The 15,734-nt window shown below is 72.7% G+C and carries 8 protein-coding genes and 1 pseudogene; 4 read left to right on the top strand and 5 right to left on the bottom strand.

The window, feature by feature from the left end; genetic code table 11:
* Nucleotides 1–5 precede the first annotated feature (5 nt).
* On the bottom strand, nucleotides 6–2,186 hold the full coding sequence (locus E1182_RS07605) for a glycogen debranching N-terminal domain-containing protein (protein WP_132262408.1): 2,181 nt from the start codon (nucleotides 2,184–2,186) through the stop codon (nucleotides 6–8).
* A gap of 5 nt (nucleotides 2,187–2,191) precedes the next feature.
* Nucleotides 2,192–3,199, bottom strand: coding sequence for an SDR family oxidoreductase (locus tag E1182_RS07600; RefSeq protein ID WP_132262406.1), 1,008 nt, complete (start codon nucleotides 3,197–3,199; stop codon nucleotides 2,192–2,194).
* Nucleotides 3,200–3,472: 273 nt separating this feature from the next.
* Here E1182_RS07600 and E1182_RS07595 point away from each other — a divergent pair, with 273 nt between their 5' ends.
* Nucleotides 3,473–6,394 (top strand): LamG-like jellyroll fold domain-containing protein, encoded by a 2,922-nt coding sequence (locus E1182_RS07595; RefSeq protein ID WP_207921309.1) that lies wholly within the window; start codon nucleotides 3,473–3,475, stop codon nucleotides 6,392–6,394.
* A 148-nt stretch (nucleotides 6,395–6,542) separates the two neighbouring features.
* Nucleotides 6,543–6,881: pseudogene (locus E1182_RS31990) on the top strand (GNAT family N-acetyltransferase); the annotation flags it as partial.
* A 248-nt stretch (nucleotides 6,882–7,129) separates the two neighbouring features.
* On the opposite strand, the gene E1182_RS07585 reads toward E1182_RS31990, so the two are convergent.
* Both E1182_RS07585 and E1182_RS07580 read right to left on the bottom strand, forming a co-directional pair.
* Nucleotides 7,130–8,896 (bottom strand): ABC transporter permease subunit, encoded by a 1,767-nt coding sequence (locus tag E1182_RS07585; RefSeq protein WP_132262402.1) that lies wholly within the window; start codon nucleotides 8,894–8,896, stop codon nucleotides 7,130–7,132.
* 3 nt (nucleotides 8,897–8,899) lie between these two features.
* Entirely contained in the window at nucleotides 8,900–10,414 is a 1,515-nt protein-coding gene (locus E1182_RS07580; RefSeq protein ID WP_132262400.1) for an ABC transporter substrate-binding protein, read from the bottom strand.
* A gap of 211 nt (nucleotides 10,415–10,625) precedes the next feature.
* Here E1182_RS07580 and E1182_RS07575 point away from each other — a divergent pair, with 211 nt between their 5' ends.
* The gene (locus E1182_RS07575) at nucleotides 10,626–12,116 is read left to right on the top strand and encodes an ABC transporter substrate-binding protein (protein ID WP_132262397.1); all 1,491 of its coding nucleotides are present in this window, start codon (nucleotides 10,626–10,628) and stop codon (nucleotides 12,114–12,116) included.
* Entirely contained in the window at nucleotides 12,113–13,846 is a 1,734-nt protein-coding gene (locus E1182_RS07570) for an ABC transporter permease subunit (protein ID WP_132262395.1), read from the top strand. The genes E1182_RS07575 and E1182_RS07570 overlap by 4 nt, the downstream gene beginning before the upstream one ends.
* A 122-nt stretch (nucleotides 13,847–13,968) precedes the next feature.
* On the opposite strand, the gene E1182_RS07565 is transcribed toward E1182_RS07570, so the two are convergent.
* On the bottom strand, nucleotides 13,969–15,734 hold a 1,766-nt coding region (locus tag E1182_RS07565; protein WP_207921308.1), incomplete at its 5' end, for a hypothetical protein.

The following is a 15,734-nucleotide window of genomic DNA, read 5'->3' as shown; positions in this document are numbered from 1 at the left end:
TCGGGTCACCCGGGCAGCAGCCGCGCCAGGCCGCGACCGAGGCGGGCGCGGGGGTCGCGCAGGGACGGGCTCTGCCGCACGAACAGGTGGCCCTGACGTACCCGGTGCCGCCACCGGGTACGGTCCCGGTGCCGCCAGACGTGCAGGTCGACCACGGCGTCGCCCACGCGCAGCCCGCGCAGACGCAGCTCGGGCAGCCAGTCGGGCAGGTGGGGGTCGAGCAGCAGCAGGTGGGCGGGGGCGAACGGGCGCAGGCTGAGCAGTGCCTGGACCATCAGCACCACGGCGCTGGCGGACCAGGACTGTGGGGCGTTGGCCTTCGGGTAGACGCCCGGATGCGGGTGGTCCGCGTCGCGGGCCAGCCCACCGACGGCCTCCGGGACACGGTGGGCGGGGAACAGTTCGGCGAGGTCGAAGAAGCCACGGGCGAGGCGGTGCAGCTCCGGCCAGCAACCGTAGCGGCTGAAGCCGGCGGCGATGCTCGCCTGCTCGACGGCCCAGACGCTGCCGAGGTGGTAGCTGAACGGGTGGTAGGCGGGATTGTCGGTGCTCAGGGTGCGGATGCCCCAACCGGAGAACATGTCGGGTCGCATGAGCCGCCGCGCCACCCGTTGCCCCTGCTGCCCGGTGGCGACGGCGGCGAGCAGCAGGTGTCCGGCGTTGCTCGACACGACCCGCAGCAGTTGGCCGTCCGGGCCCAGCCCGAGGGCGTACCCGTCGAGGTCGTCGAGCCAGAGCTGCTGGTTGATGCGCCGCCGCAGGCGGGCGGCCTGGCCCAGCAGCCGGACGGCGTGGACCCGGTCGCCGGCGGCGACGAGGACGGGGACGATGTTGCGCAGCGCGCCGTACCAGTAGGCCTGCAACTCGCAGGTGGCGATCGGGTCCTTCTGTTCGCGGCCGTCGGCGTCCACGATGGCGTCCGGGGCGTCCTTCCAGCCCTGGTGGCGCACTCCCCGCGGGGCGCGTTGCCGGTATTCGAGCAGCCCGTCGCGGTCGAGGTCACCGTAGCGGTCCAGCCAGGTCAGGGCGCGTCGCGCCGCGGGAAGCAGTTCGAGCGCGGTGGCGGTGTCCCCGGTCCACGCGTGGTACTGCCCCAGCATCGCGACGTAGTCCACGGGCGTGGCGTAGTCGCCGTAGTAGCGGTCGAACGGGTCCTCGCCGAGCACCGAGGAGGGCGGGTCACCGGCCTGGTGGATCATGGCACCGGGTTCCTCGTCGCGCCAGTCGTCGATCCGGGTGCCCTGAAGGGCGGCGTTGGCCCGCAGCGCGTCGCGCAGCGGGCTGCGCAGGGCGAGCAGGGCCTGCCAGCCGGTGGTCAGCGTGTCACGGCCGAAGAACTGGTCGTACAGCGGGATTCCGGCGACCAGCGCCGTCGGTCCCTGCGGCCGACCGAGGGGCAGACTGGCCAGATCCTGGATCGCGGTGTCCCAGGTCCGCTGCACACCGGGGTCGGCGACCCGCAACTCGGGCAGGTCGTCGCCGAGGCGTTCGGCGACGACGTCGGCCGGCGGGCCGACGGTGAACCGCCCCGGGCCGGGGGTGTGCTCCCGGCCGTCCAGGATTCCGGCCACGCTGATCTCCACCCGGCGGCGGTCTCGTGCGGGCACCGACAGCGACACCAGCAGGGCGTCGTCGCGCCAGTCGCTGTCCGCCTCGGTCTCCAGCCGCACCCGTACGGCACGTTTCAGGTACGGGTGGTCGAGGCGAAACCGGACCTGCCGACGCGCCGGATCCCACTCGACGGCGGTACCGCCGAGGCGCTGCGGGTGGCCGTCGTCGGCCTCGGCGGGGCCGCTGAAGTCCGCCGCCAGGTGCAGCCCGAGGGTCAGCGACCGGTCGTGGTGGCTGTGGTTGACGATGTCGGCGCGCAGCCGCAGGCCGTTGTCGAGGAACGCCGCGAGTTCGAGGTGGACGGCGCTGGCCTCGCGGTAGACGTCGTTCTCGTGACGGGCGGTGGCGTCGGGCGCCTCGGCGTAGGACAGCATGGCGTCGGGGCCGACGTCGCTGACCGCGAACGGCGCCACCGGGTGTCCGTCGATGCTCCAGGTGAGCCGGGACAGCAGGCGGCTGTTGTGGACGTACAGGCCCTCGGCGCCCTCGCCGGTCACCAGCCCGAGCGGGTTGGTGACCAGCATGGTCTGCGCTCGGTAGACGAACCGCTGGTGGGGGCGGGTGCGTAGCTCCACGCCGGTCACCGTCCTCGCCGGCGCAGGGCGGTCACGGCGAGCACCGTGGCGCCGGCGGCCAGGGCGCGCAGGCGGTGCGGATGCTGTTCGAGGAGCGTGGTGTAGAGGCTGGTGGACTTGACGCGTTGCCCGAACGCCCCGTCGGTGTCGCCGGGGCCGACGCTGGGGGCGAACAGGTTGTCGACACCGTCGTCCGGGCGGCCGGAGTGTTGTTTGTCCACCACCCGGCCGGCCGTGAGCAGCAGGGTCCCGGCCAGTCGGGGTGCCGCCCGGTGGACCAGTTCGAGCAGTTTCGCGCCGCCCCCGACCAGCATCCGTGGCTGCGGGTGAACGATGGCGTGCCGCACCGCCTCGGCGACCACCCGGGGGTGGTAGATCGGTGGGATCGGCTGCGGCAGCACCCCGAGCCTGGACCGGGCGTGCTGGAACAGCGGGGTGTTGACCGATGACGGCAGCAGGGTGCTGACGGTGATCGGGCTGCCCTCGTGGCGCAGTTCCATCCGCAGCGACTCGGCGAAGCCGAGGACGCCCTGCTTGGCGGCCACGTACGCCGCCTGGAGCGGCACCGCCTGCACGGACAGGCCGCTGGCCACGTTGACGATGCCGCCCTGGCCCTGGGCGCGCATCTGGTCGAGGGCAGCCTTCATCCCGTACACCTGCCCGAGCAGGATCACCTGGATCGCCCGGGTGATCTCCTCGGACGTCAGGCGGTGGACGGGGCCGTAGAGGGAGGTGGCCGCGCAGTTGACCCAGGTGTCGATCCGCCCGAACCGCCGTACGGCGGTGGTGGCGAGCCGGCGCACCTGGTCCCATTCGGCGACGTCGGTGGGGCAGACCAGGGCGGTGCCGCCGAGGCGGGTCACCTCGTCGTACAGGGTGTCCAGCGCCGCGGTGTTCCGGGCGGCCAGCACCACCGTGGCGTGCTGCTCGGCGAGCAGCAGTGCGGTCTCCCGGCCGATCCCGGACGACGCGCCGGTGATGACCACGACCTGCTCGGGCAGTGAGCGGGGCACGACGCACTTCCTTCCTGGCTCATGGTGGCCGGTGGTCCGCGCGGGTGACTTCCCCGCTGCTGCTCGGACACACCAACGAGCCGGGGAAGGGCCGCGCGGGTTACTACCAGCCCCTTGACGTGGGCAGATGTGGTGGTTAACACTCTCGCAACCACTGCGTCACAGAGGCGAGGCACCGTGGCGGCCGCTGGGGGGCGGCGCCACGCGACGGTGTGCCCCGCCTCGGCGCGGCATCCCTGCTCGTCCTAGAGAAGGGGCGATATGCTCCCCAGATTGTTAGCGCTAACATCGCATCGGCGGGTCGGTTCCCGTCTTCTGCCCGTCAGCGCCATCGCCACCCCGCGCCGACGCCGCGTCGCCGGTCTTCGTGCCGCCCTGTCCCTGGCTCTGGTCGCCGGCGGGCTGGTCGCCACCGCACCGGCACAGGCGGCGGAGGTCACCAACGGCCTCGTGCTGCGGTACAAGCTCGACGAGACCTCCGGCACGGTCGCCGTCGACTCCTCCGGCAACGGCCGAAACGGCACGGTCAACGGCACCGCCACGTGGGGCGGCACCGAGGGGCTGGCCTTCGACGGCAGCAGCACGTACATCCAGGCGCCGAACAACATCATGGCGGGGTTGAACTCGATCAGCGTCGCGTTCAACGTCTTCGTCGACACCACCCAGGGCGCGCCGTACTTCCTGTACGGGTTCGGCAACGTCAGCGGAGCCCGGGGCAACGGCTACCTGTTCACCACCGGTGACGACTTCCGTACCGCGATCTCCAACTCGTACTGGGTGGGGGAGCAGAGCACCCGGCCGTCGCCCTCGCGCAACCTGGCCCGTGGCGTGTGGAAGCACGTCACGTACACCCAGACCGGCACCACCGGCGTCCTGTACGAGGACGGCGTGGAGGTCGGCCGCAACACCTCCGTGACACTCACCCCCGGCTCCATCGGCAACGGCACCACCACCGCCGACTACATCGGCCGCTCGCTGTACTCGGCCGACAAGCTCTTCAAGGGCAAGATGCGCGACTTCCGCGTCTACAACCGGGCCCTGAGCGCGGCCGAGGTGGCGCAGGTCGCCCAGTCCGCCGACCAGCAGACCGCGGACGCCGCCGCGGCGGCGCTCGTCGTCCGCAACATCAACGACGTACGCGGAAACCTGACCCTGCCCACCACCGGCGCCGACGGCACCACGGTGAGCTGGTCGTCGAGCAACCCGCAGGTCATCACCACCACCGGCGAGGTCAACCGGCCGGCCACCGGCGCGGCGAGCGCCACGGTGACGTTGACCGCGACGGTGACGAAGAACGCGGCGATCTCCACCCGGACCTTCACCGCCACGGTGCCCCCGCGGCCCGCCGTCGAGCCGTTCAAGGGCTACCTGTTCAGCTACTTCGCCCCGACCGAGCAGGTCTACTTCGGGCTCAGCGAGGGCAACGACCCGCTCAACTACCGGCAGTTGAACAACGGCAACCCGGTGCTGGTCTCCGCCCTTGGCGAGAAGGGCGCCCGGGACCCGTACATCGTCCGCTCGCCGGAGGGCGACAAGTTCTACCAGATCGCCACCGACCTGAGGATCGGCAGCACCAACTGGGACGCCGCGCAGCGCACCGGCAGCAAGTCGATCCTGGTCTGGGAGTCGACCGACCTGGTGAACTGGAGCCCGCCCCGGCTGGTGAAAATCTCGCCGGACACCGCGGGCAACACCTGGGCGCCGGAGGCGTACTGGGACGACACGATCGGCGCGTACGTGGTCATCTGGGCCTCGAAGCTCTACGCCGAGAGCGACCCGAACCACACCGCGAACACCTACAACAAGATGATGTACGCGACCACCCGCGACTTCTACACCTTCAGCGAGCCGAAGATCTGGGTGGACCCGGGCTACTCGGTGATCGACTCGACCGTGCTCAAGCACAACGGCAGCTACTACCGGTTCACCAAGGACGAGCGCAACAACACCTCGTCCACGCCGTGCAGCAAGTACATCATCGAGCAGAAGTCGACCACGCTGCGCAACCTGAGCTGGGACTTCGTCAAGGACTGCATCGGCCGGCCGTCGATCAAGGCGGGCGAGGGGCCGCTGGTGTTCAAGTCGAACACCGAGGACAAGTGGTACCTGTTCATCGACGAGTTCGTCGACCGGGGCTACGTTCCGTTCGAGTCCACCGACCCCACCTCCGGGAACTGGACGATGTCGACCAACTACTCGATGCCCGGCAAACCGCGTCACGGCACGGTGCTGCCGGTGACGGCGGCCGAGTACAACCGCCTGCTGAGCGCGTACCAGCCGAACCAGGCGGCGGTGAGCGCGCAGAACGTGTCGGCGACCACCGGGGTCAACCAGGCGCCGGTCCTGCCGGCCACGGTCCCGGCGACCCTCGCCGACGGCTCGACCGGCGCGACCCAGGTGACCTGGGACGCGGTGCCGGCCTCGGCGTACGCGCAGGTCGGCACGTTCACCGTGCAGGGCACCCCGATCGGCAACGCCAACCTGCGGGTCACCGCGACGGTGACCGTGCAGTCCCAGCCGGTGTCGCACCTGCTGCTGCACTACAAGTTCGACGAGAGCAGCGGCACCGTCGTCCAGGACTCGTCGGGGCGTGGCTTCAACGGCACGTACAACCGGACCCCGGCGTGGGGCACCGGTGTGCAGGGCGGCTCGTTCAAGATGGCCGGTGGCGCCAGCAACTCCAGCACGGCGCCGTACGTCACCATCCCCAACGGCGTGCTCAACGGGGTCGGCAGCACCACCGTGTCGTACTGGGTGAAGTGGAACGCCTCGACCACGATCAACCAGTGGATCTGCGCGCTGGGAGCGGACACCACCCGGTATCTGTTCACCACACCGCGTAACAACGCCGGACTGCTGCGCACGGCGGTCACCACAGACGGCAACCGGGGCGAGTACTCCCTGGTGCACAACGCGGCGTTGCCGGGTGACAGTTGGCAGCACGTCGCGGTGACCATCGACGCGGTCAGCAGGACCATGACGGTGTATCTCAACGGCACCGCGATCGCCACGGCAGCCGGAATCGGCATCCAAGGGGCGGACCTGTTCGACCCGACGAAGGGCTTCGGCGGGTACATCGGCAAGTCGCTGTACCCGGCGGACCCGTACTTCTCCGGCGAGGTCGACAACTTCCGGATCTACCGGACGGCCCTGTCGGCGTCCGAGATCGCCGCACTGGCCAGCAGCAACAGCTGAGCGCAGGTCCCCCTCACCGGGCGGCGGCCCGGCACCGGAAGCACCGGTGCCGGGCCGCCGGCCTGTTCGCGTAACACGGAGTGGGCGCCCGGGTACGGGGTAGGTAAGTATCGCGAGCACCCCTGATCCTGCCGGCGACAATGGCGCGATGCGCATCCGAGCGGTCCGTCAGACCGAGCTGCCCGTCCTGCAGGACATCGAGCGTGCCGCCGGAGCATGCTTTCGCGACATCGGCATGCCACAGATAGCCGAGGACGAGCCCCTGTCCCTCGACGTGCTCGCCGGCTATCACGAGGCGGGACGCGCCTGGGTCGCCACTGACGTCATGGACGTGGCCGCCGGTTACCTCATCGCCGACGTGGTCGACGGCAACCTGCACATCGAGCAGGTGTCGGTCCATCCCCGCCGCGCCCGCCGTGGGGTGGGGCGATGGCTGCTCGACCATCTCGCGGACCACGCGAGGGCGACCGGCGTGCCGGCCCTGACCCTCACCACGTTCGTCGACGTGCCGTGGAACGGCCCGTACTACACGCGGCTCGGGTTCGTCACGCTCGACGACAGCGACCTCACCCCAGGTCTACGGGCCATCCGCACCCGCGAGGCCGCACACGGACTGGACCGATGGCCCCGCGTGTGCATGCGTCGCGACCTGGAGCCCGCTCTCCGCCCCCGAGCCCCGGACGGGAGAAGCCACGATCTGCCGCAAGCCGCCCGCGGCCAAAGCCGCGACGGCCTCTACCCGGCCTGGGATGCCCGGCGTCCCGAGGCCACCCCGGACACGGCGAGTACGGAGAGCAGCACGAGCGCGCCGGCCGGGCCGAGTACGGTCCAGGGCGCCAGTTCCGCGTACGGCTGGTTCTCCACCAGCAGGCGGCCCCACTCCGGGGTGGGCGGCTGCTCGCCGAGACCGAGGAAGCCGAGCGAGGCCAGCACGAGGACCGTGGTGGGCAGCCGCAGCAGGGCGTTGCGCAGCACGGCGGGCAGCACCGCGGGCAGCAGGTGGCGGCGCAGCAGGTGCGCCGGGCCGGCGCCGAGCGCGATCGCCGCGTGCAGGTGTCCGCTCGCCCGTTCCTGCTCCAGCAGTGCCGCGGCCTGGGCGGCGTACGGGGTCCAGGCCACCAGGCACACCGCGCCGGCGGCACCCCACACCGACGGTCCGGTGATCGCGGTGGTGAGCAGGCCGACGAGGACGGCCGGCAGGGTCGACAGCACCTCGGTCAGGCCGGCGCTCACCTTGCCAGCGGTGGCCAGCAGCAGCCCGACGACGATGCTGATCGCCGTTACCGCGACGGCCACGGCGGTCGTACGCACCGCGCCGTGGCCCAGGCGGGCCAGCAGATCACGGCCGAGCGCGTCGGTGCCCAACGGGTGCGCGGCCGACGGCGGCAGCAGCCGGGCCGCGGTGTCCACCTGTAGGGGATCGCGCAGCAGCCCGGCCACGACCAGCGTGAGCAGGGCGAGCCCGCAGCATCCGAGGACCCATCCGGTGGCCCGTGAGCGCGCCAGGGTCGGCGCGTGCAGGGCGGGTAGGGCTCCGTCGCGCAGGGCGGGGCCGAGCAGGGCCCGGCGCAGGGCCTGGATGAGCAGGCCGGCGGCGACGCCGAGCAGGACGAGGACCAGGGTCGCGGTCTGTAGCGGCGGAAGGTCCTGCGCCACGGCGGCGTCCAGGGCGAGCCGGCCGAGCCCCGGGATGTTGAAGATCTTCTCCACCGCGACCGCGCCGCCGACGAGGGCGACGACGGTCGGCAGGAGTTGGGGGAGCACCCCGGACAGGGTGCGCCGTAGCGCGTGCCGGGCGAGGTAGCCGGGCGGGAATCCGCAACCGTGCCAGGTCCGCACCCAGGGCTCGTTGAGGGCGGCGGGCAGCGCCTGGTCGAGCAGACCGCCGATCATCGCCCCGGAGGGTACGCCGAGAGCGAGCGCGGGCAGCACCATCGACTCCGGACCGGTCCAGCCGCTGGACGGGAACCAGCCCAGCCACACCCCGAACAGGGTGGCGAGCAGCGCGGCCAGGAGGAACTTGGGCAGCGCGGCGAGCACGGCCGCCCCGGTGCCCGCGCGCCCCCGCCGCAGCCGCCGCCGGGACCCGAGGAACAGGGTGCGGGCGCTGACCAGCGCGGCCACCACGATGGTCACCACGAGCGCGCCGAGCATCACCGTGACGGACACCCCCAACGCGGTCGCCACCTGGGGCAGGACCGGTTCACCCGAGACCCAGGAGGTGCCCGCGTCGCCGCGCGGCAGCCCGGCCAGCCAGGTCGCGAGATGCCGGACCGGGCCCTGGTCCAGGCCCAACTGCTCGCGGACGGCGGCCAGTTGGGCGGGGGTGGGATCCTGGTCGGCGGAACGGGCGCGCAGGACGGCCCGTGCGGGGTCCGTCCCCGACAGCCAGGGCAGCAGGGCGACCGCCGCCAGCAGGGCGGCCCCGGCGACGACCCGGCCGACGCCCGCGCGCCACCGGTCCGCGCGGGCGTCGACGGCAGTCAACGTGGCGGTGCTCATCGACTACTTCAGGTGGGTGTCGATGTCGATCAGCGAACGTTCGCGGGGGTCGAGGAGCACCCCCTCGACGTCCGGGCTGACGCCCTGCACCACCTTCTCGTGGACCAGCGGCACGACGGCGTCGGTGCGCAGGATCTCCGCCTCGGCCCGCATGATGTCCTGCTGCCGCTTCGCGCTGTCGGCTTCCGTCGCGGCCGTGGCGATGGCCTGGTCGACCTTGGCGTCCTTCAGCCCGGCGATGTTGTAGACGCCGGTGCTGGTGAAGTCGCTGGCGAGGTACGCGACGGCGTCGCCGGTGTCCAGGAGCGTCACCCGGGAGAAGACGAGCGCGTCGTACCGGCCGGCGAGCAGGTCGGCCTCCATCTGGGTGTACTCGCGGACGTCCTGCCGGACCGTGAACCCGGCCTTCTCCAGTTGCTGCTGCAGGACGCTGGCGGCCTCGGGCAGCTCGGCCCGGTTGGTGTACGTGGCCAGGCGTACCGTCCGGCCCCTGGTCTTCGAGCGGACCTGGGCGGGGGTGGCGGCCTGCGCGCGGCCGGTCACCTCGACCCGCTTGCCGGCCGCCCAGGCCACGGCGGGCCCGAACAGACCCTGCGCCGGGTCGGCGTACCCGCCGAAGACCGAGTCGACGAGGGCGGAGCCGTTCACCGCCTGGCGGGCGGCACCCCGCAGCGCCGGGTCGGCGAAGACGCCGCCGCGGGTGTTGAGGATCAGGCTGTCGGTCCGCACCGAGGGCACCTCGTGGCGGGTCGCGGGGTCCAGCAGTTTCGCCTGGGCGGTGGGGATCCATTCGGCGATGTCGACCTCGCCGGAGCGCAGCGCGTTGGCCCGGGCGGTGCCGTCGGCGATCCAGGTCACGTCGATGCCGGCCGCCTTGGCCCGGCCGCCCCAGTAGCCGTCGAAGCGGTCCAGGGTCACCTCGGTCTTCCCGGTCAGCTTGGTGATCCGGAAGGGGCCGGTTCCGGTGCCGACCGGGCTGACCGTCGCGTCCGCCGCGTACGCCTTGGCGGAGAGGATGGCCAGTGCGGGACTGGCGAGTCGCAGCGGGAGCACTGGATCGGGGTTCTTCGTGCTGATCGTGACGGTGTCGGCGTCGTCGGCCGTGGCGGTCAACGTCACGTCGCTGAGCACGCGGGGCTTGGTCTTGGCCGCGTTGGCGTGGTCGAGCGCGTTGACGACGGACTCGGCGGTGAACTCGGTGCCGTCCTGGAAGGTGGCTTTGCGCAGCTCGAAGACCCAGGTGGTGGCGTCCTTCCTCATCCAGGAGCTGGCCAGCGCCGGGGCGGCGGCCCCGTCCTCGCCGAGCGCGGTGAGTCCTTCGGCCACGGAGAGCTTGCTCAGCACGGTGGCGTCGTTGCTGTAGGGGGAGAGGGCCTGCGCCGGCGGGACCGCGAGGGCGACCCGGAGCCGACCGGCGCTGGCCTCCTGGGACGAGCCGCCTTCGCCGGTGGCGAAACAGCCGGCCAGCAGCGGGGTGACGGCGAGCGCCGCGAGGAGGGGACGGAACGTGGTGCGCATGGTGCGGGAGCTTATAAGGATAGCCTTACCAAAGCTTCCGCGGGTGAGGCAGGTCTCAACCTGCGGCCGAGGAAGGAACTCGCCGGGTGCCGCCGGAAGCTTGCCGGCAAGCCGCGGCCCCAGAGGACTGTGACCTGCTGCGATGTGAAGAGGCTTACATTCGGCATCCCCTCTTCAAGGAATGAAAACCGGTCTCAATAACCTCCCGGCCATGATTACTGCCTCAGCCGCCCGACGTGCCGGACTTGCCGCGTCGGTGTTCGTCCTCCTGTTCACCGCCGGGTGTGCTGGCGACGCCGTCGCCGACCGGACCGACGACGGGCGGCTGCGGGTGGTGATGCTGCTACCGCCGCGGTCCGGGCTGTCGCCGTTCAGCGACGATGCGTTCAAGCTCTCCCGCCTGGGCATCGCCGAGACGTTGGTCAACCTCGACGAGGGCGGTGCGCCCCAGCCGGGACTTGCCACCGCGTGGTCCCAGGTCGACGGCACCACCTGGCGGTTCACGCTGCGGGAGGCGGTGCGGTTCCACGACGGTACGACGCTGGACGCCGCCCGGGTCGTCGACGTACTGCGGCGGGCGGGCGCGGCACGACCCAAGCCGCGAATCCTGGACGGGGTCGAGCTGTCCGCCGAAGCGGAGAACGGAGCGGTCGTCGTCCGGACCGCGGCACCGGACCCACTGCTGCCGCAGCGTCTGTCCAGCCCGCAGCTGTCAATCCTGGCCGCGGCGGCGTACCAGGCAGACGCCGTGAACCCGCTCCGGGCCGGCACCGGCCCGTTCGTACTGACCCGGCTGGACGGCACGCAGGGCGCCAAGCTGGACCGCTACGCCGAGTACTGGGGAGGCCAGGCCGCCTCGACCGGCATCGACGTCTCGTTCGTACCCGACGGCACCGCCCGGACCGCCGCCCTGCGCACCGGCACCGCCGACATCGTCGAAGCCGTACCGGCGTCCCAGCTGGCGGTGCTGGACAAGCAGCGGTACCGCACCGTGTCGATGCCCCGCACCAACACCATCTACCTCAACAGCCGCAAGGGACCCTTCGCCGACCCCGCCGTCCGGGCCGCGGCCCGCGCCGCCGTGCAGCGCGACCCGCTGGTCTCCGGCGTGTACGAAGGCAACGCCGACGCCGCCCGCGGCCTGCTCGGACCGGCGCTGCCGTGGGCCGCGCAGCGGCCGGCACGCACCGAACGGCCGGCCGGACCCGCGACCGGCAAGAAGATCGTGCTGGCCACCTTCAGCGACCGCCCGGAACTGCCCGAGGTCGCCGCGACCGTCGCCCAGCAGCTCGAAGCAGTCGGCTTCGTGGTCGAGCAGGTGGTGCGCGAGTACGCCCACATCGAAGCCGACGCGCTGGCCGGGCAGTTCGACGCCTTCATCCTGTCCCGCGCCACCACGCTCGACTCCGGTGACCCGGTCGCGTACCTCGCCAGCGACTTCACCTGCGAAGGCGGGTTCAACATCGCGCAGCTCTGCGACCCGGCCGTGGACCAGGCGATCAGGGCGGCTTCCGTGGAAGGCGACCTGAGCAAGCGGCGGGCCCTGATCCTGGCCGCCGAGAAGGCGGTGCTGGAGACCGACGCCGCGGTGCCGATGCTGCACGAGCGGGTGGCACAGGGCAACGCCCCGGGAGTGGTCGACGCCCTGTTCGACCCGCGGGAGCGGTTGCTGGTCGGCCTCACCACCCGCCGTACCGAATGACCCGCGCCAACGGCCTGCTCCTGGCAGTGTGCTCGCGGGTGGTCGCGCTGGCCGCCCTCCTCGCCCTGGTCGGTGCGCTGCCGTGGCTGTCCGGGCGTGACCCGGCCCGCAGCATCCTGCGCGCCCAGTACGGCGAGAGCGTCCCCGACCCGGTCGCGCTGGCAGCGATCCGGGAGAAGTTGCGGCTCGACGACGGGCCACTGGTGCTGTTCGGCCGGTGGCTGGCCGGCGTGCCCCGCGGCGACCTCGGCACCTCGTGGGTGACCGGTGCGCCGGTGGCGCCCGGCGTCTGGTCCGCGCTCGGCGTGTCGCTGGCCCTGATGGGCGCGGCCCTGGCCGTGGCGCTGGTCGTCGCCGCACTGCTGGTGCTGCGCGGGCTGTGGCGCGGCGGCACCACCCGGCGCGGTGGTGCGCTGGGTGCGGCGCTCACGTCGACACCGGAGTTCCTCCTCGGGACCGCGTTGCTGCTGATCGTGGCGGTGTGGCTGGGGTGGGCGGAGCCGTACGGCTGGTCCGGTCCGCAGCACGTGGCGCTGCCGGCCCTCGCGCTCGGGATCCCGGCCGGTGGGCTGCTCGGCCGATTGGCCGACGACGCGATCCCGGGCGCGTTCCGGGAGTCGTGGGTGCGTACCTGGACCACCAGTGGTCTGCCCCGGCGCACCATCGCGTACGGGGTGCTGCGCCGTAGCCTGCCGGCGCTGTTCCCGCAGCTCACCATCGTCGTGGTGGGGCTGACCGGCGGCGCTGTCGCGATCGAGCAGCTGTTCGCCATCCCCGGCCTGGGCCGGCTCGCGCTCGGCGCCGCCGCGGCCCAGGACCTGCCGGTGGTCCAGGGCGCGGTGCTCGCCCTGGCCGTGCTCGCCGTGGTGGCGAGCATCCTCGCCACCACGGCACAGCGGCTGGTCGTGGGGCCGGCGCTGGACGCCGCCGGGCTCCAGCCACCGCCGCCGGAACCCGGGCAGCCGGGCCGCCGGGTCTGGCTGGTCCCCGGCGTCCTCGGCGGGCTGCTGCTGGCAGCGGTGCTGGCTGGGCTGCTGCGTGACCCCACCCAGGTGGACACCGGCCTGCGGCTCGCCTCGCCGTCGTGGGACGCCGCGTTGGGCCGCGACGCGCTCGGCCGTGATCTGCTCGCCCGGCTCGCGCACGGCGCTCTGCGTACCGTGGGTGTCGCCGTCGCGGTCAGCGCGGTCGCGTTCGCGCTGGGGGTGGCGGCCGGCCTGCTGCCACGGCTGACGCAGGGCGCGGCCGAGTTGGCCAACGCGGTGCCGCCGGTGCTGGTCGGGCTGATCACCGCGGCGGCGTTCGGTCCGAGCACCGGGGGAGCGGCGGTGGCGGTGGCGGCGACCGCGTGGGCACCGCTCGCCCTGCACGTGGCCGCCCTCGTCCGGGAGGAACTGGCCAGCGGGTACGTGCAGGCGTGCTGGCTGCTGGGGGCGAGCCGGATCCGGGTGCTCCTCGTCCACGTGCTGCCCGGCGTGCTGCCACCGGTGGTCCGGCACGCGATGCTGCGCCTACCCGGCGTCGCGCTGGCCATCGCCTCGCTCGGTTTCGTCGGCCTCGGCACCCAACCGCCCACGCCGGAGTGGGGCCGCATCCTCGCCGAGGCGATGCCGTACGTGGAGCGTGCCCCGTGGGCGGCGCTCACCGCAGCGGCGGCACTCGTGCTGCTCGGCGCCGTGTCGATCACCGCGTCGACCGCGTTCGGCGCCGCCCGTGCCCACCCCCGCTAGGCGCAGGAGGCGATCAGGGCGGTGGGGCGCGAGGACCTCCCCGAGCAGGTGTGCCTGCCCACATCTGCTCGGGGAGGTCCTCATCATCGGGATGCCGAGCATCCGTCGCCGATGCCGCCCGGTCAGCCGACCAGGTACGCGTCGTTCACCTGCTGGGTCACCGTGGAGCCGGACGAGTCGGTCGCGGTGAACCGCAGTGACACGCCGCCCTTCACCGGGTTGGCCACCAACGCGCGCCACCCGTCACGGCTCGGGGTCAGCGCAACGGTCCGCCAGGTGACACCGCCGTCGGTCGAGGCGGACAACGTCGCTGCCGGTACCGGCGGGTCCGTCGCGACGGTGAACCCGAACGGGCGCCCGGCCGGTGCCCGGTTGAGGTCGTCGAGCCGCAGGTCGTAGCGGGTGCCGATGAGCGGCAGGCGGCCGGTGCCGGTGCCGGTGCGGAACATCCACGTCGTCTCGCTCCGGGTGCTCAACGCCGACCACGGTACGTCGCGTCGCGCCGAGGCGGTCAGCCGGAAGTCGCGCGTGCCCGGCGGCACCACGCAGCTCAACGGCTCGAACGTCGCGGACACACACGGCGTCATGTCGGCGGCGGTGAGGGCCAGGCTCCCGGTGACCCCGACGTACGGGCCGCCGAAGTCGACGCGGCGGCGTTGCGTGTCGGAGTAGAGCGGCACCCGCGCCGTCACCACGTCGCCGTCCCGCGTCGCCAGCGGCTCGCCTGTGGGTCCGGCGACCGCCGGGGTCAGCGGGGCGGCGTTCCAGATCTCCTCCGACGCCCCGGCGCGGTGGTACGTGCGCGGTGCGCCCGTCTGCACGTCCAGTTCCGCGAACCCGCAGTCGGCGGCCTGGGCGAACTCGGTGTACCAGGCGACCTCCGGGTCGGGCAGGTAGTACTCCGTGCGCCGGGTCGGCAGGGCGAAGCTGGTGCCGAACGACACCGTGGCAGGCCCGTTGCGGTAGATCGGCCCGATGTAGGTGCCGCCGCACGCCTCGGTGGTCTGCGCCGCGTACCTGGTGCGGACCGCGGCGAGGTCGGCGCGGCGGACCCGGAGGTCGAGCCGGTCCGGAACCCGCCCCGCCGTGCGGTGGACGAGGTTGTACAGACCCGCCGCGCCCTGCCACACGGTGTAGACGTACGAGGTGGTGTCGGCCCGTCCGGCAGTGGGGGTCACGAAGACGGGACGGTCGTCGAAGTTCACGTCGCCGAACTCGTGCCTGACGAACCGGCCGTTGGACGCCTCCTGCAGGACCGTGACGCTGGCGCTCACCGGCACCGCGTCGACGTCGGCGAGCCGTACGGTGACCCGTCTGGCCGGGCGGGCGTCGAGCACGACGTCCACGGGGCCCGCCACGGTGATCTCCGGACGCAGGGCCATGGTCGACGATTCCGCGCCGTCCGCCGACGCCGGCGTCACGATCGTGGCCCGGACCGCGTACCGGCCGGCCGGCAGTTCGACCACCGTGTCCGGGGCGAACCGTCCGAACGCGACCTGCCGGGCGGTCTGCAGGTCGTAGACGGCGTACCCGGACTGTCCGTCGACGGCCGGCTGGCCGGCGCGGTCGACGGCACGCAGCGCGACGCTCCACACCTGCGGGCTCGGCTCCGGTTCTCCGGCTACCGGCGAAGGCGGACCGGCGACCGCGCGCCGCGTGTTCAGGTCGGCCTCCCACCGGCGGATGCCGGCGAAGGGCCTGGTTCCGGCCGGCACCAGGCGGTCGTGAGCGGAGCCCGCGCCAGGCCTACCGAGCAGGGCCGATCCGGTCGGTCGGCCGCCCGTCGGGCCGTCGGCAGCGTCTACCACGGTGGCGCCGGACGCCACCAGGAGCGCGGCGGTCAGCAGCCCGAGCCACGATGCCCTGCTCATTCGCCACCGCCCCGAAC

The organism is Micromonospora sp. KC721, from assembly GCF_004348355.1.
Lineage (GTDB): Bacteria > Actinomycetota > Actinomycetes > Mycobacteriales > Micromonosporaceae > Micromonospora.
This window is presented reverse-complemented; position numbering and strand designations above follow the sequence as displayed.

Excerpts from the sequence above, each read along its gene's own strand:
- E1182_RS07575 (WP_132262397.1), top strand. The coding sequence starts at position 10,626 with ATGATTACTGCCTCAGCCGCCCGACGTGCCGGACTTGCCGCGTCGGTG.
- E1182_RS07585 (WP_132262402.1), bottom strand. The coding sequence starts at position 8,896 with ATGAGCACCGCCACGTTGACTGCCGTCGACGCCCGCGCGGACCGGTGG.
- E1182_RS07580 (WP_132262400.1), bottom strand. The coding sequence starts at position 10,414 with ATGCGCACCACGTTCCGTCCCCTCCTCGCGGCGCTCGCCGTCACCCCG.
- E1182_RS07570 (WP_132262395.1), top strand. The coding sequence starts at position 12,113 with ATGACCCGCGCCAACGGCCTGCTCCTGGCAGTGTGCTCGCGGGTGGTC.